Source organism: Streptomyces sp. NPDC005438, from assembly GCF_040606315.1.
Taxonomy (GTDB): domain Bacteria; phylum Actinomycetota; class Actinomycetes; order Streptomycetales; family Streptomycetaceae; genus Streptomyces.
Map to the genome: position 1 here is coordinate 904727 of NZ_JBEXEP010000001.1, position 22092 is coordinate 926818.

Annotated in this window: 17 protein-coding genes and 1 riboswitch; of the genes, 9 read left to right on the forward strand and 8 right to left on the reverse strand. The window is 72.0% G+C overall.

The features are described 5' to 3' along the window. Positions 1-402 precede the first annotated feature (402 nt). The 3 genes from ABZT14_RS03765 to ABZT14_RS03775 all read left to right on the forward strand — a co-directional run bounded on the left by ABZT14_RS03765 (position 403) and on the right by ABZT14_RS03775 (position 5087). Positions 403-2502 (forward strand): FUSC family protein, encoded by a 2100-nt coding sequence (locus tag ABZT14_RS03765; protein WP_356296390.1) that lies wholly within the window; start codon positions 403-405, stop codon positions 2500-2502. 82 nt (positions 2503-2584) lie between these two features. Next, positions 2585-3841: a DUF4185 domain-containing protein gene (locus ABZT14_RS03770; RefSeq protein ID WP_356296393.1), complete on the forward strand. Its 1257-nt coding sequence runs from the start codon at positions 2585-2587 to the stop codon at positions 3839-3841. A gap of 136 nt (positions 3842-3977) precedes the next feature. After that, positions 3978-5087 carry a helix-turn-helix domain-containing protein gene (locus ABZT14_RS03775; RefSeq protein WP_356296396.1) on the forward strand — a complete coding sequence of 370 codons (1110 nt, stop codon included), beginning with the start codon at positions 3978-3980 and terminating at the stop codon, positions 5085-5087. A 600-nt stretch (positions 5088-5687) separates the two neighbouring features. Here the strand turns inward: ABZT14_RS03775 and ABZT14_RS03780 are convergent. Continuing rightward, positions 5688-6332 carry a transglycosylase family protein gene (locus tag ABZT14_RS03780; protein WP_356296399.1) on the reverse strand — a complete coding sequence of 215 codons (645 nt, stop codon included), beginning with the start codon at positions 6330-6332 and terminating at the stop codon, positions 5688-5690. 1 nt (position 6333) lies between these two features. Next, a riboswitch (cyclic di-AMP (ydaO/yuaA leader) is annotated at positions 6334-6529 on the reverse strand. Positions 6530-6917: 388 nt separating this feature from the next. Beyond that, positions 6918-7343, reverse strand: a complete 426-nt coding sequence (locus tag ABZT14_RS03785) for an OsmC family protein (protein ID WP_356296402.1) — start codon at positions 7341-7343, stop codon at positions 6918-6920. Positions 7344-7527: 184 nt separating this feature from the next. Here ABZT14_RS03785 and ABZT14_RS03790 point away from each other — a divergent pair, with 184 nt between their 5' ends. Beyond that, positions 7528-7956, forward strand: coding sequence for a hypothetical protein (locus ABZT14_RS03790; protein WP_356296405.1), 429 nt, complete (start codon positions 7528-7530; stop codon positions 7954-7956). A 69-nt stretch (positions 7957-8025) separates the two neighbouring features. On the opposite strand, the gene ABZT14_RS03795 is transcribed toward ABZT14_RS03790, so the two are convergent. Genes ABZT14_RS03795 through ABZT14_RS03820 form a run of 6 tightly spaced genes read right to left on the reverse strand, consistent with a single transcriptional unit; the run spans position 8026 to position 13290 of the window. Beyond that, positions 8026-9255, reverse strand: a complete 1230-nt coding sequence (locus ABZT14_RS03795; protein WP_356296408.1) for a cytochrome P450 — start codon at positions 9253-9255, stop codon at positions 8026-8028. Next, positions 9252-10526, reverse strand: coding sequence for a cytochrome P450 (locus ABZT14_RS03800; RefSeq protein WP_356296411.1), 1275 nt, complete (start codon positions 10524-10526; stop codon positions 9252-9254). Before ABZT14_RS03800 ends, ABZT14_RS03795 begins: the two co-directional genes overlap by 4 nt. After that, on the reverse strand, positions 10523-11113 hold the full coding sequence (locus ABZT14_RS03805; protein ID WP_356296414.1) for an ATP/GTP-binding protein: 591 nt from the start codon (positions 11111-11113) through the stop codon (positions 10523-10525). The genes ABZT14_RS03800 and ABZT14_RS03805 overlap by 4 nt, the downstream gene beginning before the upstream one ends. Next, complete coding sequence (locus tag ABZT14_RS03810; RefSeq protein WP_356296417.1) at positions 11094-11441, reverse strand: DUF742 domain-containing protein; 348 nt, start codon at positions 11439-11441, stop codon at positions 11094-11096. Before ABZT14_RS03810 ends, ABZT14_RS03805 begins: the two co-directional genes overlap by 20 nt. Then, positions 11438-11848, reverse strand: coding sequence for a roadblock/LC7 domain-containing protein (locus ABZT14_RS03815; RefSeq protein ID WP_356296420.1), 411 nt, complete (start codon positions 11846-11848; stop codon positions 11438-11440). Before ABZT14_RS03815 ends, ABZT14_RS03810 begins: the two co-directional genes overlap by 4 nt. Next, complete coding sequence (locus tag ABZT14_RS03820) at positions 11845-13290, reverse strand: ATP-binding protein (RefSeq protein WP_356296424.1); 1446 nt, start codon at positions 13288-13290, stop codon at positions 11845-11847. Before ABZT14_RS03820 ends, ABZT14_RS03815 begins: the two co-directional genes overlap by 4 nt. 369 nt (positions 13291-13659) lie before the next feature. Here ABZT14_RS03820 and ABZT14_RS03825 point away from each other — a divergent pair, with 369 nt between their 5' ends. The 5 genes from ABZT14_RS03825 (at position 13660) to ABZT14_RS03845 (ending at position 22081) form a co-directional block, all read left to right on the forward strand. Beyond that, complete coding sequence (locus ABZT14_RS03825) at positions 13660-14856, forward strand: saccharopine dehydrogenase NADP-binding domain-containing protein (RefSeq protein ID WP_356296426.1); 1197 nt, start codon at positions 13660-13662, stop codon at positions 14854-14856. A 936-nt stretch (positions 14857-15792) separates the two neighbouring features. Further along, a complete protein-coding gene (locus tag ABZT14_RS03830) occupies positions 15793-16596 on the forward strand; it encodes a M23 family metallopeptidase (RefSeq protein WP_356296429.1) in 804 nt (267 codons plus the stop codon). A gap of 405 nt (positions 16597-17001) precedes the next feature. Further along, entirely contained in the window at positions 17002-18315 is a 1314-nt protein-coding gene (locus tag ABZT14_RS03835) for an alpha-hydroxy-acid oxidizing protein (RefSeq protein WP_356296432.1), read from the forward strand. A gap of 297 nt (positions 18316-18612) precedes the next feature. Further along, entirely contained in the window at positions 18613-18999 is a 387-nt protein-coding gene (locus ABZT14_RS03840; RefSeq protein WP_356296435.1) for a hypothetical protein, read from the forward strand. Positions 19000-19726: 727 nt separating this feature from the next. Next, the gene (locus tag ABZT14_RS03845; RefSeq protein WP_356296437.1) at positions 19727-22081 is read left to right on the forward strand and encodes a nitrate- and nitrite sensing domain-containing protein; all 2355 of its coding nucleotides are present in this window, start codon (positions 19727-19729) and stop codon (positions 22079-22081) included. Positions 22082-22092: the final 11 nt, after the last annotated feature.

Genomic DNA, 22092 nt, shown 5'->3' on the forward strand with positions numbered 1-22092 from the left:
TGGCTGTCGCTGCTGCTGCTGCCGCTGTCGCTGATGCTCTGCGCGCCGCGCCCTCCCGCTCCCGCACCGTGACCGGGGTGTTCCCCGGGGGCCGGCGACCTCGCGTGCGTTCGGTCGCCCCCCGACCCGGGGCGTGCCGTTCGGACCACCAGGGGTGGGCGTGCTCCCGGCGCGGTACCTCCCGCGCTGTCGCCGTGGTGGCCGGGTCGCCGATGCGCCGTAGCCGGCTCCTCCGCTCGCGCTGTCCCACGGCGCGGGTACCCGAACGCGCTCACCGGCTACCAGGGTCCACACGAGCCGCCCCGGGCGGAGCGGACCCTGCGGTCCACGGCCATGGTTCGCCCCACCCCATCCCGTTCGTCCGTATTCTCCTGTGGCATGAACGGCGACAGGAGACCAGGCGTGTCCTGGCACCCGTGGCGTCCTTGGGCCCGGGCCCTGTGGACCACCGCCCGCTCCGGGCTGGTCGTCGAACGCACCTCGCTCCGGCCCCTGGCCGCCCTGCGCGGTGCGCTCGGCGTCGCCCTGGTACTGGGCCTCGCGCTGCGGTTCGGCTCCACCGACCTCGCCGTCTCCTCCGCGTTCGGCGCCTTCGCCGCCGGGGGCGCCACCTTCCACCAGAGCTGGCGCCCCCGACCCCTGCTCGCCCTGGCCTCCACCGTCACCGTCTCCCTGGCCACCTTCGTCGGCTACCTGTGCGCCGCCCACGTACCCCTGTTCCTGCTGCTGATCGCCCTGTGCTCCCTGGTCGCTGGCATGGCCTGGGCGATCGGACCGGTCTCCGGGGTGATCGGATCGTTCACCGTGGCGATCATGCTGATCGTGGTGCACTTCCCCACCACGGTGGCCGGCGCCCTGTTCCACGCCGGACTGATCGCGGCCGGGGGACTGGTGCAGGTACTGCTGGCCACCGTCTTCCCCGACCGGCCCTGGGGGCAGCGCCGCGAGGTGATGGCGGACGCCCTGGCCGCCGTGGCCGACTACGCCCGCCGACTGCGCTACGACCCGATGGCCCCCTTCGACCCGGAACCGCTGCTCCAGGCCCACGGCGCGGCCGGTGTGACCCCGCGCCAGGCCCGGCGGCTGCCCCGGCGCCTTCCGGGTTTCCGCACCATGGCCGAACGCTTCCGCCCGGTACTGGCCTCCCTCGCCGACCCGGTGGTGGGCGGCGCCCCGATGGAGGGGCCGGAACGCGCCCGGGTGCGCGAACTGCTGGAGGCGGCCGGCACCGTACTGGACGCCACCGCCCGGGGCATCCGCCGGGACACCCCGATCCGGTTGCCCGGACGGGCACTTGAGGTGCTGCGGGTGCCCGAGGAGGGGCCGGTGCTCAACGGCCCCGCGTACCGGGCGGCGATGCGACTGATCGAACTGACCGAGGCCACGGTGGCCGCCGCCCACGAACCGGTACGGGTCAGCGACCTGAACCTGCCGGACCGGGCCGTCCACCGCCCCCCACTGTGGGAGATGGCCCCGGTGGCCCTGCGCGCGGTCCGGTCCGAACTCCACCCGGACTCCCCGGTGACACGGCACGCGGTACGGCTGGCCCTGGTGGTGCCCGGCGCCCTGCTGCTCGGCCGGGCCCTGCCCACCGGGCACGGCTACTGGATGGCCCTGACCGTACTGATGGTGCTGCGCCCCGGCTTCGCCGAGACCTACGAACGGGGCGTGGCCCGCTTCGTCGGCACCCTGCTCGGGGTCACCCTGGCCGGGCTGGTCCTGGCACTCGCCCACCCCGGCGCGGTCGGCTGCGCCGGGCTGGCGGTGCTCTGCGCCGGCCTCAACTACCTGCTGAAGGCCACCGGTTACGCCCTCGCCTCGTTCACCATCGGCGGCTACGTGGTCTTCCTACTGGGCATCGCCGGCTCGGACTGGGACCAGACGGTGCCCGAACGGATCGCCCTGACCGCCTGCGGCGGTGTCCTGGCGATGCTGAGCTACCTCCTCTACCCCGCCTGGGAGACACCCCGACTGCGCGACCTGCTGGCGGACTGGCTGGCCGCCGACGGACGGTACGCGGTGGCCGTACTCCAGCACTACGCCCTCCCCACCGACGAGTCCGCCGAGGCGGTGCGCGAGGCACTGCTGGAGTTGCGGCAGGCCCGCCAGGAGTGGGAGCAGGCGGTCGAGCGGGCCAACGCCGAACCGGTACGCCACCGGGGGCTCTCCCAGCGACTGACCACCGAGGCCCAGTCCGCCCTGGTCACCCTGGGCCGGGTGACCATGCTGCTGGAGGCCCACCTGCCGCAGGACGACACGGCGCCGCCCAGCGTGGACGAGCTGGAGTTCGCCACCGTGCTGGCCGAGGCCCTGGCCCGGGCGGCACCCGCCGTCCGCGACGGCCGCCCCCTGGACTGGTCCACGGTGCACCACTCCCTCGACGACTGGCGGGACCGCGCCGGGAGCCCGGCGCCGGTGGCCCTGCGCACCGCCGAGTTGCTGGCCTCGGGGCTGGACGAACTGGCCGCCGCCCTGGCACCGGTGTCGGAGTCATCCGGCTGAGGGAACCGCCGCCCGCGTTCCCCGCGCGTTGTCACGGCGGTGCCTACCAGCCCGGCCCCCGGGGCCGTATCGTCCGTCCCCGATGACATCGACCGACCCCACCTCCGGCGGGCGCCGCCGCCGTACCGCACGCTGGCTGGCGCCGCTGCTCGCGCTGGTGGTCATCGGCGTGCTGCTGGTGACCAGCCGACCGGACGGCGAGCGGGACCGCGCCTGCACCCCGCCCCGGCCCACCGGCTGGGTCCAGGACGCCCGGATGACCTCGGAGTTCAGCCGCTACGGCAACGACAACCTGAGGTTCGACGACTGGACCGGAGGGGACGGCACCCGCTCGGTACGGCTCCCGGACGGCCGGACGCTGTGGCTGTCGGCGGACACCTTCCTGGACCGGGTGTACGAGGGCGGACGCCGGGTGCCCTCCCCGAAGTGGGTGCGCAACTCGGTGCTGGTGATGAACCCCTCCGGCACCCTGGAACGCACCCTGGTCGAGGGGGACGCGCAGAACCCCCGGCCGCTGTTCGCCAGCGGGTTCTCCCCGGAGGGCAGGGAACTGTGGCGGTGGCCGGTGCAGGCGGTGGTGGAGCCGCGTACCCCCGGCTCCCCGGACAAGGTGGTGCGGGTGCTGCTGTGGCAGCGGGAGCAGGGAACGGCCCCCTGGATCTTCGGGGTGCCCCGCCTCAGCGAGGTCGCCACCCTGTCGCTGCCGGACCTGAAGCTCCAGGACATCAGGCCGCTTCACCGCCCCTCCGACAACACCCCCTTCGACCGGCGGGTGCTGTACGGCACCTCGGCCGTCCAACAGGGGGAGTGGACCTACGTGTTCGGCGCGGACGAGGGCAGCGTCGACGGCAAGGCCTCCCGCGCCCACGTGGCCCGGGTGCCGCGCGGACAGCTGGCGGCCTCCTCCGCCTGGCGGTACTGGGACGGGAAGGAGTGGCAGGGGAACCCCACCCGCTCCCGCGCCATCCTGGTCGGCCGCACCGCACAACGCGGAGCCACCGGCACCTACTCGGTGGTCCGGGCCAAGGACGGCTGGCTGCTGCTGACCATGGACGCCGGAGCCCCCGACGGCGGCGGGATGGACACCCTCACCTCCTACTCCTCCTGTTCGCCCACCGGCCCCTGGTCCGGCCCGGTCAAGGTCGCCAAACCGCCCCTGCCTCCGGGGGGCGCGCGGGCCGGGGCGGTGCCGTACAACCCGCAGGCGCACCCGGAGTTCACCGACGACCGGGGACGACTGCTGGTGAGCTACGACGTCAACGTGCTGGGCTCGACGGAGGGCATCCACCGGGACGTCAACCTCTACCGGCCCCGCTTCCTCCGGCTCGACGTGCGCTGACCCCTCCCTCACGGACGGCCTCCCACCGCCTGGGACGGCCGCCCAGGTCAAGAGCACGTCAAGGCCACCCCACCTCGGCCCACAGCTCTGGGCACTCCCTTACGCTGTGCCGACCGACGAAGCGAGAGGCGGGGGCGTGAGGCATCAGCCCGTACCGAACAGCTACCTCGACGGCTACCCGGAGCTGCTCGCCGAGGTCTCCCACACCGGACGGCTGCCCCGCCGCGACGAGTTGGAGTCGCTGCGCATGTTGGGCGAGCGCGCCGCCGAGGAGGGACACGGCCTACGGGAACTGATCAGCCTCTACGTCAGCGCCACCCGGGGACTGTGGAGTTCGCTGCCCGGGGTCGCCCGCTCCGCCGGAGCGGCCGAGCGCGGACGGACCGGGGACGCGGTACTGGCCGTACTGGACGCGGCGGTGAACGCCCTGGGGGAGGGGCACGAACGGGCCCAGCGAATGGCCCTGCGCCAGGAGGAGGCCGAACGTCGGGAGTTCGTCGACGACCTGCTGCACGGCCGCAGTGACCTGGGCCGACTCAGCGAGCGCGCCCAGCAGTTCGGGCTGCGGCTCGCCCAGTCCCACCAGGTGGCCGTGGCCGTGGGGGACGAGGACTACGTCGACACCCACCCGCTGGTGCGCCGGGTGGAACGGGACCTGGCCGGCCGGTTCGGCGAGGCCCACCACGCCATGGTCGCCACCAAGGACGGCCGGCTGGTCTGCATCGCCGCCACCGGGGACGCGCCACTGCTGGAGGCGTTCGGCAAACTCGCCGAACGCTCCGGGCCCGACTACCAGGGCGCCCGCAGGGTGGCCGTCGGCCGGGACCACTCGGGGCCGGGCGGAGTGGTGCGCAGCTACGAGGAGGCCCGGGGCGCGCTGGAGTTGGCGGAGGGCCTGGGCCTGGAGGGCACCCACTTCAGCGCCGAGAAACTGATGGTGTTCCCGGTGCTGCTCCGGGACCGGGGAGCGATCGCCGACCTGGTCACCACCGTGCTGGGGCCGCTGACCCAGGCCCGGGGCGGCGCCGACCCGCTGTTGGAGACGCTGGCGGTCTACTCCGAGTCCGGCTACGTCAACGCCGAGGCCGCCCGACGGCTCGGCATCAGCGTACGGACCCTGTCCTACCGGTTGGAGCGCATCCGTACGCTCACCGGCTACAGCCCCAGCGACTCCCTGCACCGCTACACCCTGGAGACCGCCACCATGGGCGCCCGGCTGCTGGGGTGGCCCGCGCGGGAGCTGTGAGCGACGGCCGGCCGCCTCGACGGTCCGGCCCTCCTTCCGTACCGAACTCCCCACCGGCCCCTGTCCCGTGGCGGGTCGCCACCGGTTCCCGACCGAACCGGACACGGGGCGGGGGTCGAGACTTCCGGGTTCCGGCAATGTGCTCGACGGTCATCCACTGTCATCCTGTGGTCACGCCACGGCGGGGCCCACAGGCGACGGGGACGGGGCTCCTCCCCTGTGAGAGGCGCCGGCGGTCGAGCGACCGCTGTGCGCCCACCAGGGGGTGAGGTGCCCGCGCCGGCCCGCCGTGAGCGTCCACGGTCCGGGGTCCTCCCTGGAAACCGAGGTGGCGCCCGTCGATGCCCCCCACGGGGGTGGGGACATCGACGGGCGCTTCCCGCTGTCGCCGCCCTCGGTCGCCGCCCTCCGCGGGCGCCCGGTACGAGGACGTTCAGACCGCCACCGGTCCGCGCCGTACGGGGAGTTCCCGGTGCCCCGGCGGTGGCCCGACCCGGCGGTGGGGGAGCGGGTGGCCGGCTCCCTGGTTGCCGGGTTCCTGAGTTGGGTGCTGAGGGCAACCGGGCCGGGACCTCAGCCCCGACCCGGCAAGGCCCCGCCTCAGCCCAGGGTCAGCTTCTGCCCGGGCAGGATCACGTTGGCGTCGCTCAGCACCGAGGAGTTGCGCGCGTAGAGCTGCTTCCAGGTGGTGTCGTTGGCCTGGGCGATGGAGCTGAGGGTGTCGCCGGACCGCACGGTGTAGGTCTTGCCGGAGGCGCCCTTGCCCTGCGACGAGGCCGACGGGGACTTCTGGGACTGCTGCCGGGTGGACGACTCGGACGACGGCTTGCTGTCGCTGGTGCCGCCCTGGGGGCTGACGTCGGCGGAGGGGCCGCCGGCGGTCAGGCCGCCCGCGCCGGCGCAGGCCCAGGCGCCCGGACCCTGGAGCTTCAACAGCCGCTCGGCGGTGGCGATCTGCTGCTCCTTGGTGGCCAGGTCGGCCCGGGAGGCGTACTTGGTGCCGCCGGCCGCGGCCCAGCTGGACTGGGAGAACTGCAGACCGCCGTAGTAGCCGTTGCCGGTGTTGATGGACCAGTTGCCGCCGGACTCGCACTGGGCGACCTTGTCCCAGGTGTCCACGGAAGCGGCCTGCGCGCCGGTGGCGCTCAGCATCGGGGCGGCGATCGCGACGCCGGCGACGCCGGCCAGGGTGGCTATCCGGGCGACACGGGCGCGGTTGCCGTCACGTCCCTTGCTGGTGAACATGCTGTCTCCTCACCGATGCCTACGAGGTGAGCTGTCGGGTTCGGGCTGTGAGTCGCCCGGCCCGTCCGGCGAACCGGTACGGGCTTCACCCCTAGCCCTCGGGGGCCTTCCGGGCAGCACTGAGCTGCGACGGACGGCTCCGTCGGGCACCTACCGTGGGTCCCCCGCTCCTGCCGTGGTTGTTGCTTGAGGTGATCGAGGGGCCGTCGACAGGATTCGGCATAGCGGCCCTCGATGCCCGCGATCCGCGGACGGTGGCGACCGTAAGCACAGCGGTGCCGGCAGGCCAAAACCGGGCAGTGGGTGCCACTGTGGTCGATGAGGCCCATGGGGTGTGCTCTACCGCTCTTTGTGCAGGCCAGCATGTATGTGGCCGCATCGGACAGTTGGTGTGAGACGGATCAAGCGGAGAGAAGGGTCACAGGCTCGGGGTCCCGTTTCGGGGCCCTGTGGGGGTGTCGAACTGCCGGCCATGCGACGGAAAAAGCCTCACTACTGACCAAAAAGGTCGAAAGGGTTGGCGTCCTGGGACGCGAAAGGGGTGGTGCCCTCCCTCGGGAGGACACCACCCCTCGCGGACCCCGATCAGACCAGGTTGGCGGTCAGGGTGATCGTGGTGCCGGAAAGCGCCTGGCTCACCGGGCAGTTCGCCTTGGCGCCCTCAGCCGCCTTGGCGAAGGCCTCGGCGTCCAGCCCGGGCACCTCCGCCTCCACGGTCAGGTGGATGCCGGTGATTCCGGTCCCCGGCTCGAAGGTGACGTCGGCCTTGGTGTTCACCCGGGTGGGCGGAGTGCCCGCGCCGGCCAGGCCGTGGGAGAGGGCCATGGAGAAGCAGCTGGAGTGCGCGGCGGCGATGAGTTCCTCGGGGCTGGTCCGCCCGTTGGGCTCCTCCGCGCGGGACGGCCAGGTCACCGGCTGCTCGCCGATGCCCGAGGAGTCGAAGGTGACGGCCCCCGACCCCTCCAGCAGGTTGCCCTCCCAGACGGTGTGGGCGCTACGTGTGGTGGCCACGGTGGTACCTCTCTTCACTTGGTTCGCTCGCCGCACTGCGACGGTTGGACACCCCTATGCCAACACACTTCACGTACCCGGTGCCGACCGCACGCTGACGGACCCTCATCGTCACCCACCGGGCGCCCTGTCCCACCCGGCTGAGACTGACTACCGTGTCCCCGGGACATCGGAAGGGGTGGCAGTGGAGGAACTGGCGACGCTGGCGGCGGAGGGTGCGAGCGCCCTGGTCGCGTTGATGGTGACCGACTCCTGGGAGCGGGTGAAGGGGCGGGTCGCCGCCTTCCTGAGCCGGGGCCGGCAGGAGGACGCGGGCAGCGCGGAGGAGGAACTCGACCTGTCGCAGGGCGAGTTGGTGAACGCCCGGGACGAGGGTGACGAGGAGGCGGCCGACGACCTCCAGGCCACCTGGCGCAGTCGGCTCCGTCGGGTGCTGCGCGAGGACCCGGCCGCCGCCGACGAACTGCGCGCCCTGCTGGAGGAGGTGCGCCCCCAACTGCCCGCCCAGGACAACTCCCAGGTGCACAACAGCGTCGGGGTGGTCCACTCGGGAGCGCAGGTGTACCAGGGGCGGGACTTCTCCCACCTCACCATCCGCCCCCCGGGCGTCTGACCGCCTCCGGCCCCGACGCTCCGACCGGGAGCACCGGGGCCGACCGCCGGGCTGGGCGTCCTGGGACGCTCAGCCTCGGGACAGGGTCACCGGGAGGGCGGTCACGCTGTTGCTGACCACCGAGGGCAGGTGGGTCAACTCCTGGTCCCCCACCGCCAGTCGCAGGTCCGGGAAGCGGGCGAACAGCGCCGGCACGGCCACCGCCGCCTCCAGTCGGGCCAGCCCGGAACCGATGCAGAAGTGCGGCCCGTACCCGAAGGTGAGGTGACGGGTCTGCTCGCGCGTCAGGTCGAACTCGTCGGCCCGCTCTCCGTGTTGGCGGGGGTCGCGTCCGGCCGCGATGTACGAGGCCAGCAGCGCGTCTCCCTTGCGGATGGTCACGTCCTCCAGCGGGATGTCCTCGATCGCGAACCGCATCGGGAAGTGGGCCACCGAGGCGTCCCAGCGCAGGGTCTCCTCCACCGCCGCCGTCCACGGGTACTGACCGGAGGTCAGCAGCTTCAACTGGTCCGGGTGGGCCAGCAGGGCGCGGATGGTGTTGGTGATCAGGTTGAGGGTGGTGCTGTGCCCGGCCACCAGCATCAGGATCAGGGTGCCGATCAGCTCCTGCTCGTTCAGCCGGTCGCCCTGGTCGGTGGCCGCGATCAGTCCGCTGGTCAGGTCGTCGGCGGGGTGGGCGCGCTTCTCCGCGATCAGCTCGGTCAGCAGGGCGTGCATCCGCTTGCGGGTCTGCACCCCCTCCTCGGCCGGGGTGGTGGAGGAGGTGAGGCTCTTCGAGAGGCCGTGGAAGTCGTCGTAGCGCTCCTCGGGGATGCCCAGGAGCTGGCCGATCACCCCCATCGGCAGCGGGTAGGCGAAGTGCTCGCGTACGTCCACCACTTCGCCGGCCGGGAAGGTCGCCAGCCGGTCCAGCAGCCGATGGGTGGTCTCCTCGATGCCCGGGCGCATCGCGTCCACCCGACGGGGGGTGAACGCCTGGCTGACCAGGGTGCGCAGACGCCGGTGGTCCTGCCCGTCGGCGGTGGTCATGCCGACGTTGGTGACGAAGTCCAGCAGCGGCCAGCCCTCGGGGACGGTGCCGTCGTGCAACTCGCGCCAGTGGCGGGCGTCCTTGCCCACCCGGTTGTCGGCCAGCAGGTCCTGGAGCAGCTGGTGCCGGGTGACGACCCAGGTGGAGACCCCGCCGGGCAGCATCACCTGGACCGCGTCCCCCCTCTCCCGCAGCATCGCGACCTCACCATGCAGGTCGGAGCCGGTCACGTCGAGGTGGTACTCCGGGGACTCGGGGGCCGTGGTCATGTGCGGGCTCCAAAGCTTGACGGCTGCGAAGGGGTGAAGTTCACGGGAAGTGAGTAGAGGGCACGGGACCACGGTGAGGTGCGGTACGTCAATGACTCGGGGTCGACCGCGATCTGCATGTCGGGCAGGCGGTTGATGAGTGTGCTGACCGCGGTGTGGGCGATGACCCGTGCCGGGTTGCGGGCCGGGCAGGTGTGTGGACCGGCCCCGAAGGACACGTGCGAACGGTTGCCGGTGATCGGCCGGCCGCTGGCCGGAAGGACCGCCGGGTCCTGGTTGGCGGCGGCCAGCCCCAGGATGAGCGCGTCCCCGGCCTGGATGAAGCGGCCCCCCAGGTACAGGTCCTGGAGCGCGTAACGGCCGGGGAAGTTCTGCACCGGGGTGTCCCGCCACAGCACCTCGTCCAACGCGGCGTCCACGGTGAGGCGTCCACCGCTGAGGTGGGAGCGGAAACCGCTGTCGAGCATCAGCAACCGGGCGGCGTTGGCGGTCCAGTTGGCCGCCGGGCCGGTGCCGGCCACGATGATCACCATGATGTGGTGCAGCACCTCCTCCGGGCTGAGGCCCGAGGGGTGGGCCAGCAGCCAGGAGGGCAGGTCGTCACCGGGACGCTGGGCCCGCTGCTGCAACAGCTCGGTGAACATCTGCTGGAGCTTCTGGTTGGCCTCCTTCGCGCCCTCACCACTGTCCGCCAACGCCCGTACGGCGGTGATCAGTTCGGGCGCCTGCTCGTCCGACAGCCCCAACAGACGGGTGACCACCCACAGGGGGAGCCGGGCCGCGAAGTCGATCATCAGGTCGGCGTGACCCTGCGGGGCCACCCGGTCGATCAGCTGGTCGGCGATGTCGGTCACCAGCCGGCGCAGGTCGTGCAGGTTGATCATGGCCAGGGAGTCGGTGACCGCGCGGGAGAACCGGGCGTGCACCGGGCCGTCGGTGAACAGCAGCGTCGGTCGGTACGCCATCATCGGGGCCAGGGGGGAGTCCGGGCGCAGCCGCCCGTCCTGCACCGCCCGCCAGTGCCGGGGGTCGTGGGAGAACACCGTCTCGTTGCGGGTGACTTCCAGCACCTCGCGGTACCCCAGCACCAGCCAGGCCGGTATCCCCGGTTCCAGTTCCACCGGCGCCACCGAGCCGTGTTCCTCACGCAGTCGCCGGTACAGCGACGGGGTGTCTCCGGCCAGGATGTCGCCGTACAGCGGGGTCAGCCCGGACCCCCCGTTGTGGGCGGGGCACTCGGGCGGGGGGCCGGTCGTCTCCGGGGAACTCACGCGGGCACCTCCTGAGCTGCGGTGTAGAGGTAGTTGACCAGGGCGATCAGGGCGTGCGCGCTGGAGGTACGGTCCCGGGCGTCACAGACCACCACCGGGGTCTGCGGCAGCAGGTCCAGCGCCGAACGCAGCAGCTCCACGTCGTACGCCGGTGCGCCGGGGAAGGAGTTGATGGCCACCGCGAACGGTACGTCCAGGTCCTCCAGGTACCCCAGCACGTCGAAGCTCTCCTCCAGCCGGCGGGTGTCCACCAGCGCCAGCGCGCCCAGCGCCCCGTGCACCAGGTGCCGCCACATCGGGAAGAACCGTTGCTGCCCGGGGGTGCCGAACAGGTACATCACCCGCTGGGAGTTGAGGGTGAGCCGTCCGAAGTCCATGGCCACCGTGGTGGTGGTCTTGGTGGCGTCGACGTGGTCCACACCGGTGCCGGCCTCGGTCATCAGCTCCTCGGTGCGAACCGGCTCGATCTCGCTGAGCGAGGTGATCAGCGTCGTCTTGCCGACCCCGAGCGGCCCGGCGATCACGATCTTGACGGCCTGACGCACCGAGGAGGGCAGATAACCGTCGTCATAGTCGGTGGAGTCCATCGAGAACTTCCTTCAGAAGGTCGGGGTCGGTACGTGCGTGGCGGGGGACGGGTGGACGGGCACGCAACAGACCGCTGTCGATCAGGTCCGCCAGCAACACCCGCACGATCGTCAGGGGCTGGCCCATCCGGGCGGCGACCTCCGCCACCGACAGCAACCGACGGCAGATATGGAGGATCTTCTGACACTCCGGGCTCAGCCCCGGCGGAGGGCTCACCTCGGTGGCCAGCACCAGGGTCTCCACGGCCAGGGTGTTGCGCGAGGGCTCCACCCGGCCACCAGTGATCACATAGGGGCGCACCGGCCCCACTCCGGCGGGGTCGCTCATGGCCTCGGCGTGCCAGCCCGGTCCGCCCGTACCGGAGAGGTCAGATGGTCACCGATCCGCACGATCAGGTGCTGCATCTCCCGGGCGACCAGGCCGGCGTCCACCTGGTCGCTGGTGGCCACCGCCAGGGCGGCGCCCACTCCGGCGGTCACCAGGAACAGGAAACCGCCGTGGAACTCCACCATCAGCTGCCGGGGCGCGTTACCCCCTCCGGTGAGCTGGTGGGCGACCTCGAAGCCCAGTGACTGGAGGCCGGAACAGGCCGCGGCCAGCCGGTCCGCGTCGTCCTGCGACAGGTCGGGGGAGGAACCGATGCACAGCCCGTCCCGGGAAAGCACCAGGGCGTGCCGGACATCCGGCACCCGCAGGATGTCGGCCAGCAGCCAGTCGCATTGTGGTGTGCTCATCGGTCACGGTCCTCGCTGTGGTCGTGGTGGGCCCGGGACGCCTCGTCGCGTCCCTGTCGGGTACCGGCCTGGAGACTGCTCATGAAGGCGGCGGCGTCCCCCGGCGTGCGCTCCGCCCGGCGGCCGTTCTCCGCCGCCACCGGGTCGAACAGGGACGGGCCCGAGGGGCCCGCCGAGGGCGCCCCCTCCCCGCCTCCGCGACGGCTACGGCGCTGGGGCAGCCCCCGGGGCACGCCCAGCCGCATGGTGCCGCCGTCCACCTCGGACTCCCGCCGTGGCGGGGCGTCCTGGGGAACGGCGTCCTGCGGGGCGCGTCGGGTCTCCCGCTGCGGCAGCCCCGACGGGTTGGTGGGCGGGGAGCCGTAGTCGGGCGAGGGCTGATTCGAGGGGGCGTCGGCCCAGGAGTGTTCCTCCACTGGCTGCCGTTCCGGTTGTGGGGCCGGCGCGGCCGGAGGCACGGTCGGCTCGATGGTCGGGGGTTGGGCCGCTGCTCTGGGAGCCTGCGGGCTGGCCATCGCCTGGGGCGTGGCGGGACGCACCGCGATCTCGGCCAGCAGGGGGGTGGGCACCAGGACCACGGCGCGGACACCGCCGTAGGCCGAGGTGGCCAGGGAGACGGAGAAGTTGTAGCGCCGGCCCAGCCGTCCGACGGCCGCCAGTCCCAGCTGGGGGCCGGAGCCCATGGCGGTGACGTCCGCGCCGCCGGCGTCCAACATGGCCTGGGTCTCGGCGAGTTGGGCGGCCGACATGCCGACGCCGCCGTCCTCGATCTCGATCACCACACCGCTGTGCACCGGGCGCAGGCTGACCACCACGGCGACGGTCGGCGGGGAGTAGCGGGTGGCGTTGTCCAGCAGTTCGGCCACCGCGTGGATCAGTGCCTCCACCACCGGGGCCTGTACCGCGAACTCCCCGGAGTCCTGCACCTGGATCCGCTGGTACTCCACGATGCGGGACTGGGCGCCGCGCACCACGTCCAGCAACGAGGTCGCCGACGGCCACTGCCGGCCGGGCAGTTCGCCGCAGAGGATCGCCATGGTCTGCGCCACGCGGGCGAGTTGGGCCGCGGAGTGGTCCGCGCGCATCAGCCCGGCCATCAGCGAGGGGTCCTCGGTGGCGTACTCCAACTCGTCGAGTCCGGCCTGCTGGGCCCGCGCCATCACCTGGATCTGGTCGGCCATCACCAGGAACGCGGCACGGGCGGAGGCCTCCGCCGCCTGGGCCTTGTCGACCTCGGCACGTACGTTCTCCACCCCGGAGGCCAGCCGCGCGTTCTCCTCCTGGGCGGCTGACAACTGCTGACGCAGGCCGCGTACTTCCTCGGATCTCGCTTCTTCGCGTGCCGACGCCGCTTTTCGCGCCTTCGTCAGTGGTACCGCCATCGCGGCTCCGGTGGCCCCGGCCGCGGCCACCGCCGCCAGCGCGATCTCCAGTATCGGCATCTGTCTCAATTCCTCTGTTGCGCGGACGAGCCCCGGGGTCGCCTGCCTGGGTTCCGCTCGGGTGGAGCACCGTCGCACCGGCCCGAGCCGTGGTTGCTCTGCCCCGGCTTCGACTCGGACATCAGAGCAACAGAGAGCAAGCGTTGCCAAGCATCGAAGGAAAATGGGCGCAGTTCCATCACGCCGGAATCCTGATATATCACCACCCTGAAAAAACCGAAAGGGCGGTTCCGGAAGTCGCCCCCTTCCACGTCCCCGGTCGACCCGTCGTTCGGGGACGGACCTCGGTAGGCCGCATCACGTGGCAGAGCCTAGGCTGACAAAGGTCACCGCGACCGGTTCCGGTCGTCTCGGAAGGTGGGAGGCACCGTGGTGGATGGCAGGGGCGACCCGCGCCCGTACGACATCGTCCTGTTCGGCGCGACCGGGTTCGTCGGCGAACTGACCGCTCGTTACCTCGTCCAGCACGCGCCCAGAGACTGCCGTTTCGCCTTCGCCGGGCGCGACCTCGCCAAGCTGGAGAAGCTCCGCGAACGGCTCGCCCCGACAGCCGGTGACCGTGGCGAGATTCCGCTGGTGCGCGCGGACGTCGGCGAACCGGCCACCCTCCGTGACCTGGCTCGGCGGACCCGGGTCCTGGCCACCACGGTGGGCCCGTACATCCGCTACGGCTCCGCCCTGGTCGCCGCCTGCGTCGAGGAGGGCACCGACTATCTGGACCTCACCGGTGAACCCGAGTTCGTCGACCTGATGTACCTGCGGCACCACGCCCACGCCCAAGAGACCGGGGCCCGACTGGTGCACGCCTGCGGCTTCGACTCCGTACCCCACGATCTGGGTGTCCTCTACACCGTCCAGCACCTGCCCGAAGGGGTGCCGCTGCGGATCTCCGGCCATGTCCGGTCCAACGCCATGATCTCCGGCGGCACCCTCTCCAGCGCCCTGATCGGCTTCTCCCGGGCCTCGCGCACCCTGCGCACCGCCAAGGAGCGGCGGCGCGTGGAGCCGCGTCCGGCCGACCGCGCGGTGCACCTGCCGAAGGACGGGGTCCGCCGCTGCCGGGAGTTGGGCACCTGGGCGGTGCCGCTGCCCACCATCGACCCGCAGGTCATCGGACGGTCCGCCGCCGCGCTCGAACGTTACGGTCCCGACTTCACCTACCAGCACTTCGCCGCCGTACGACACCTGCCCGTCGCGCTGGGGGGCATCGCCGGAGTCGGCGCGGTGTTCGCGCTGGCCCAACACCCCACCACCCGGCGCCTGGTGTCGCGCCGGCTCGCCCCCGGAGAGGGGCCGGACGAGAGCCGTCGGGAACGGAGTTGGTTCTCCGTACGGTTCATCGGCCACGGCGACGGACGCCGGGTCATCACCGAGGTGGCCGGCGGCGACCCCGGATACGACGAGACCGCCAAGATCCTCGCCGAGTCGGCCCTCTGTCTGGCCTTCGACGAACTGCCCGAGACGGCCGGACAGGTCACCTCCGCGCAGGCCATGGGCAACCCGCTCATCGAGCGGCTGCAACAGGCGGGCCTCACCTTCCAGGTCCTGGACAGCACCGGCGACTGACCGGTCCACCTCCTCGTCCAGGGCCCCGGGCACCCACGGGGCTCCTCCGTCGGGCCGGTGGGGGCGGGCGGGTGGGCGAACCCGTCGAACCGTGCAGGCGGGGGAGGCTGTCCCCACCGTGCGGTGGACCGGGTGCGTCACCGCGTCCGATTGACGGTGCGCGGGGGTGGCCGAACCGCTGGGCGACGTACCGACGCCGTGGAGGCGGCACCGGGTACTACCGCTCGCCCCGTGACCGCGGTGCCATGGGTGCCCGCCGCGTCCCGCCGCTGAGCGGTGGGACGGCGACCCCCGGTCGCCGGACGAGCGGAACCGGCTGGGCCGCGACCTCCTCGCGGGTGCACGAGCGACCTGCTGTGGCTGGCCCTGGCGGGCAGCTTGCCGACACGGCTGGTCCTCTGCGACCGGTCCCGCCCCGGCTTGCCGTCGACGTCGCCGGGACCGTGCATGGTCCACCGCACCCGCATCTGGACGTGGCCACCGGCTGACTCCCGCGCGTCGGCGACGGGCGCCGGGGAGGGGGCGGAGGCCGGGTTGGCCCCTCTGCCACCGGGCGCCGTCTCGACCGGCGGGAGGGCCAGGCCGCCCGGTGATCGCCTGCCGGTGGGTGTGGTCGACCACGTCGCCGGCGGCGGACACCCCGGGAACGTTGGTGCGCCGATCCGGGCGGACCGGTCGCGGCGGGTTGAGCCGTCCCACCATCCGGCCCCCGCCCGTGGTCCGCGTGTCAGGTGCGGCCCCTCGCAGGTCGGGGCGCGGACCGCATCCCGACCGTGCCGAAAGGGCTCGGAACCACTGGGACGGGACCGGCCTCGGCCACGACCGCTCGTCGGCGGGACCAACAACGTTCACCGGCGGGGGCCTTCCCGTCGCGTCATACCCTGGCCGGTGCCGCTGTCGACCGTCCGGCCGGCACGACCGACTCGGGGAGAGCCGATGCGCAAGGCACTGATCGTCGCCGGATACTGCTGTGTCTGGCTGTTCCTCGGGCAGGAGGTGGTGGACGCCTTCGTACACCCCACTCCCTGGAAGCTGGGCATGGCCCTGCTGGTCCTGGCCGTGCTGCTGATCTTCGGCAGCATCGTGCGCCCCCGGAAGGGGGAGCGACACGAGGCGGTGGAGGTCGACCCTCCGGTGCGGGAGCGCTGGAAGGCGCTCAACAGTCCCGCTGACAAGACGCCCAGCCACGGCACCCACCAGTACGCCCAGACCTACGCCATCGACATCGTCAGCGCCCCCGAGGGGGCCTCGGGAACCACCTTCGGCTGGTGGCCCCTGACGCGCCCCAACCGGGAGTTCCCCGCGTTCGGCCAACCCCTGCTGGCCGTGGGAGACGGTGAGGTGGTGAGGGTGAGCGACTGGCGTCGGGACCACCTCAGCCGTACCTCCTGGCCGGCCCTGATCTATCTGGTGTTCGAGGGGGTCATCCGCAGCCTGGGGGGCGCGGGTTGGGTGATCGGCAACCATGTGATCGTCCGGCTCGACACCGGCGTCTACGCGCTCTACGCCCATCTGCACAAGAGGTCGGCCCAGGTGCGGAAGGGGGATCGGGTCGTCGCCGGTCAGACTCTGGCCCTGTGCGGCAACTCCGGGAACTCCACCGAGCCCCACCTGCACTTCCAGCTGATGGACCACTTCGACCCCGAACTCGCCAAGGGGATCCCCTTCTCCTGGCGCGGGGTCGGGGTGCCGGCCACCGGGGAGGCCTTCGAGGTGCCCTCGCTCCCCAAAGCGGGCTGACCCCACCGACGGTCGCGAACGTGTGGCGGGCGCCCCGCGCCCCGCTGCGGCTGGTCCTGGTGCGCGGCTGCCGGACTCGACGGACAGCCCTCCGCGCCCCGTCGTTCGGCCCGTCACCCACCTCGTCACCGAGCACGTCCAGGGTCTCCCTCCGCGAGCCGTATCCGCGTCGGGGCGTGGCCCCAGGGCCTGGGTGCCGTCCGGGCTTTCGGGGGTGACTCGGCGGTGCTGCCCTGAGGCGGTGTCGGGAGCCGACGGGACCGCGAAGGCTGGTTGTCGGATGCCCGGGGTCCCCGTGGGGGAGGAGCCCGCGTGGGTTTCCGGGGAGAAGGGCCGGGGGCGGGCGTACCCAACCGGGGATACCGGCGGGTAGCCAGCGGCCGGGGGCTTGGGCACACTACCGGCATGAACACCGAGTCGAAGGCCACCGGCCCCGCCACCACCTCGGTCGGCAGGCTGATCCAGTCCGCGGTCTACCGGGACGGGGTCTACGGTCACCGACGCTCGGTACCCGTCCTCCCCTCCGCGCTGGAGACGGCGGCGAGTCGGACCGCCAGTCGGGACGCCTGGGAGTACGTGCACGGTTCGGCCGGTTCGGAGAGCACCGCCGAGGCCAACCGGGCCGCGTTCGACCGCTGGCAGATCGTCCCTCGGATGCTCCGGGACGTGGAGCGACGTGACCTGCGCACCGAACTGTGGGGGCAGACCCTGCCCAACCCTCTGCTGATCGCCCCGGTCGGGGTCCTGGAGATGGTCCACCCGGAGGGCGACCTCGCGGTGGCCCGAGCCGCCCGGGCTCTGGGGGTGCCCATGACGGTCTCCACCCAGGCCTCCCACCCCATGGAGCGGATCGCCGCCACCCTGGACGGGGCGCCGTGGTTCTACCAGTTGTACTGGAGCCGGGACGACGAGGTGGTGGCCAGCATGGTGTCCCGAGCCGAGCGAGCCGGGGCCTCCGCCTTGGTCGTCACCCTGGACACCCATGTGCTGGGCTGGCGGACCCGCGACCTGGACCGGGCCTTCCTGCCGTTCGCCCAGGGCATGGGCATCGCCCAGTACACCTCTGACCCGGCCTTCCGGCAGCTGGTGAACAGGAAGGTGGCCGGCAAGGGTTCCTCGCGACAGGAGCAGCCCCGCCCCACCCTGGCGGCCGTCCGCTCCCTGCTGTCCATCGCGCGGCGTCACCCCGGGGGCACCCTGGCCAACCTCCGCTCTCCCTACCCCCGTGCGGCGGTGGAGACGTTCCTGGAGGTCTTCTCGCGCTCCACCCTCACCTGGGAGGACCTGGCCTGGCTGCGGGAGCGGACCCAACTGCCCATCGTGGTCAAGGGAGTTCAGCACCTGGACGACGCCGCCCGTGCTCTTGACCAGGGTGTCGACGGCATCTGGGTGTCCAACCACGGTGGCCGTCAGGTGGACGGCGCGCTGGGTTCCCTCAGGGCGCTGCCCGGCGTGGTGGGGCGGGTGTCCGGTGCCGTACCCGTGGTGTTCGACAGCGGGGTCCGAGGCGGCGCCGACGTGTTCAAGGCGCTGGCGCTGGGCGCCACCGCGGTCGGGGTGGGGCGACCCTATGTCTACGGTCTGACCCTGGCCGGCGAACAGGGCGTGCGCGAGGTGCTGGAGCATCTGGCCGCCGAACTGGACATCACCATGGCGCTGGCCGGAGCCCGCCAACCGTCCGAGGTGACCGAGGAGTTGCTGCACCCGGAGGAGCCCTAGCGGGCCCGGTCCCCTTACCGGGCCGCCCGGCCCGCCGGAGCTGTCCGAGCGGTGCCGTGAGGTCGGCGCGGACCGGGCGCCGGACCACCGGCGGACCCGCGTCAGGAGGGTGAGCCACCCGGCCCGACGGCCCCCGGGCTCCGGCCCCCGCGCCGGGCGGGACGCCACAGCCGAACACCGGGACCGTTCGTGGTGTCCGAGGCACGACGCGGGCCCTGTGAGGCGGGGTTGGGCGGGGCTACTCTCACCCCGCTCGTGGTTCCCGTTCGCCGTGCCCCCTCCCGGAGAGGTTTCAGAATGAGTGACTCCGAACTCGGAAGCGCCGTGCGTCCCCATCTGAGGGACGAGAAGGTCAGGTTGGCCGTCTCCTGCTACCTGGGCGCGGGGCTCTCCCGCGCCGTGCTGGCGGTCACCGACCGGCGGGTGCTGATGGTGCGCAGCGCCTACTGGTCGATACGGGACAAGGGGCTGCTGTGGGCGGACCCTCTGGAGGAGGTGGCGCTCTCCGAACTGCCTCGGGAACTGCGGGCGAAGGGCGCCTACACCGGCAACACCTATCTGCGGTTGCGCCGGGCCGACGGCAGCACGGTGAAGGTCAACCCCCGGGCCGGCTTCGCGGGCGACCACGACCAGACCCGACGGAACGTGGCGCAGCTCTACCGGTTGGTCGAGGGGCGCTTCTGAGCGTGGCGTCGGCCCGCGCCGCCGCCTCGCGACCGGCCCCACCGGACCCCTCGGTGGGGCCTTTCCCCTCGTGCCGGAATCGGGCGAACGGTGCTCAACTCCCTTGCTGAGCAGGGCAGTTGGCGTTCTGCTCCACGGATGGCTGAAACTTGCCCAAAGGTTGACGGCACGGGGTCTGATACCGGAGGTCGGTTCACTCGGACACACGGGCTGGCCTCTCGTCCCGGGCCACACCGGCTGTGCGGCCTCCTACCCCGCTAACGTCCGGGGGCCCGGATCCGTGAGGTCGTCCTCCGTGGCGGTAAGTTGGCGAAGATCTCTTCCGTTCAGGAACGGGTCATGCTTACATCGCCGGGCCGCCTCGTATGTGCCAAATGAACCGTCAGAATCGGTCAAGAAGTGAGGGAGATGGTCAGGAGACCGTGCACCCGCATCGCAAGACACGAGGTAACCGCTCTAGCATCAGGGATAGCTCAGGGTGCTCTGATCAAGTCCGCCCTGCACAATGGCCATCGACCATGGCCACCTATGACCACACCTTTTGTACGTCAGGTAGTTCCGTGTCACTTACGTCCTGGATACGCCCACCCTGGGGGACCAACAGTTGAGGATCTCCCGCCGTCTGGGCCTCCTCGTCGCCATTCCGCTCCTGGTGGCCCTCGCCTTCGCGGCCCGCGCGCTCACGCCCTCGACCAGCCAGGCGATTCAAGCGAATCGACTGAAAACCATGGTCGAAGTCGCCGCTACCTCCAGCGATCTGACCTACCAGCTGCAACGCGAACGCACCGCCGCTGCCTCGTTCCTCACCTCCAAGGAGAGTGAGGCCGGCCTTCAGAGGTACTCGAAGGCCACCGACCGCAGCATCGCCAAGTACCGCGAACAGCGTGATCGCCTCGACTCGGTGCCCAGCGCCACCGAGAGTTCCCTGCAGAGCATCGACCGGGGTCTGGACAACCTGGCCTCGCTCCGGGCGCAGGTACTCTCCGGCCGCACCCCACTGTCGTCGATGGCCTTCGGGTACCGGATTCTCATCGCCGACCTGATCGCCTACCGCGAGGGCATCGCCCAGGCGGAGGGTGTGGAGACCGAGGTCGCCGACCAGATCCACGGTGCCGCCTCCCTGGTGGAGGCCAGCGAACACCTCGGCCAGCAGCAGGTGATCGTCATCCGGGGTATCGCCGACGGCGGTCTGGCCCCGGCGGCCCGACGCGCCTTCGACGCCACCAGCCTCGGCTACACCAACGCCGTCGAAGCCATCGACACCCGAGGCTTCACCAAGTGGCGCACCTGGATGGACGAGAGCCTGTCCGGCACCAAGGAGTTGCAGGCCCAGGGGCTGGAGGACGACGTCGAGCGCAGCTCGAACGACTCCAAGCTCCCGGTCAGCCACGGGGAGTGGCGCAAGGCCACCTCCGACCGTCTGAGCCTGCTGCACTCGGTGCAGAAGCGGGTCGACGACGACGTGCTGAACACGGTGGACGACCGTCGTACCACCCTCATCTGGTGGGCCGTCATCGAGCTGACCCTGGTGCTGGTCACCCTGATCGGCACCGTGGTGGTCGCCAACCGGCTGGGCCGTTCCATGATCCGCCAGCTGAGGCGGCTGCGGAACACCGCGCACGAGGTGGCCCACGAGCGGTTGCCGGACGTGGTCTCCACCCTGTCCGAGCCCGGTGCGATGAGTGGTTCGTCCCCCGAGGAGATCGCCAAGGGGGCCGGTAACCCGGTCGAGACCGAGGGCCGGGACGACGAGATCGCCGAGGTGGGTGAGGCGTTCAACTCCGTCCACCACGCCGCCGTACGACTCGCCGCCGAACAGGCCGTCTCCCACGAGCGGTTCGCCGAGACCCTGGTCGGTGTCGCCCGCCGTGGCGCCCAGCTGACCAGGGTGATGACCTCGGAGCTGAACTCCGTTCAGCGTGAGGAGCTGGACCCGGAGCGGATGCAGGTCCTGTTCGCCCTGGACCACCTGGCCATCCGCATGGACCGCAACGCCAAGAGCCTGCTGGTGCTGGGTGGTTACGGCCAGGGACGGGTGCGTACCACCGGGGCGCCCTGCACCTCGGTGATCTACGCCGGCGCCCAGCAGATCGAGCAGTACGAGCGGGTCAGCCTCGGCCACGTGGAACCCAGCCTGGGCATAGCCGCCCGGGTGGTGGACGACCTGGCCCACCTGCTGGCCGAACTCATGGACAACGCCACCCGGTACTCACCCCCCGGCAAGGAGATCGGTGTCGCGGCCTGGCGCCTGTGGGACCGCGCCGTGGTGCAGATCGTGGACGAGGGCGTGGGCATACCGCCCGACAAGCGCGCCGAACTCAACGCCGAACTCGCCACCCCCCAGGCCGACGTGGGAGCCGTGCGCTCCATGGGTCTGCAGGTGGTGGCCCGGCTGGCGGCCCGGCACGACATGACGGTGGAACTCCGGGCCTCCGAGGGACCCGGCACCATCGCCGAGGTCAGCCTCCCGCCCACCGCCGTCATCGACGTGTCGGAAGGTGACGTACCGGAGAGCTTCGCCGGCGCTTCGGCCGCCACCGCGTCCCCGGCCCGGCCTCCGCGTACCGAACCGGGCCCCGTTCCCGCCCCCCGGGCGCCGGTGGCCCCCCCGGTCAGGGAGACCCCGCAGGACCGGGTTCCGCGTCCGGCGCCGCCCGCGCCCGTGCCGCCCCCCGCTCCGGCTCCGGTGCGGCAGCGGGAGCACCGGCCCTCCGGCGACATCGCCTCCCCACCGTCCTCCTCGGTGCCCAGCCCGGCACCCGCCCCGGAACACCGTGAGCAGTTGGCGGGTAACGAGGGCACCAGCCGGGTCGCCGGAGTGAGCAAGGCCGGCCTCCCGGTGAGACGTCGGCCGGGGACAGAGGGTGGCGGAGAGAGTGGAGCCCACGGCCCCAGCCCGGCTTCCACGTCACGTCCTCCGGCGCGCCCGAAGAAGGCGCCGGCCCACCGGGACTCGCGCCAGGTGTCCGACGTGCTGGCGGCCTACGCCCAGGGCATCAACCGGAGCCACCGCAACCGCGCCGGATCGGCCGACAGCTCCCGCAACCCCAAGACGTCCTCGGCCTCGAACGACGACAGCTAACGGAGAAACGT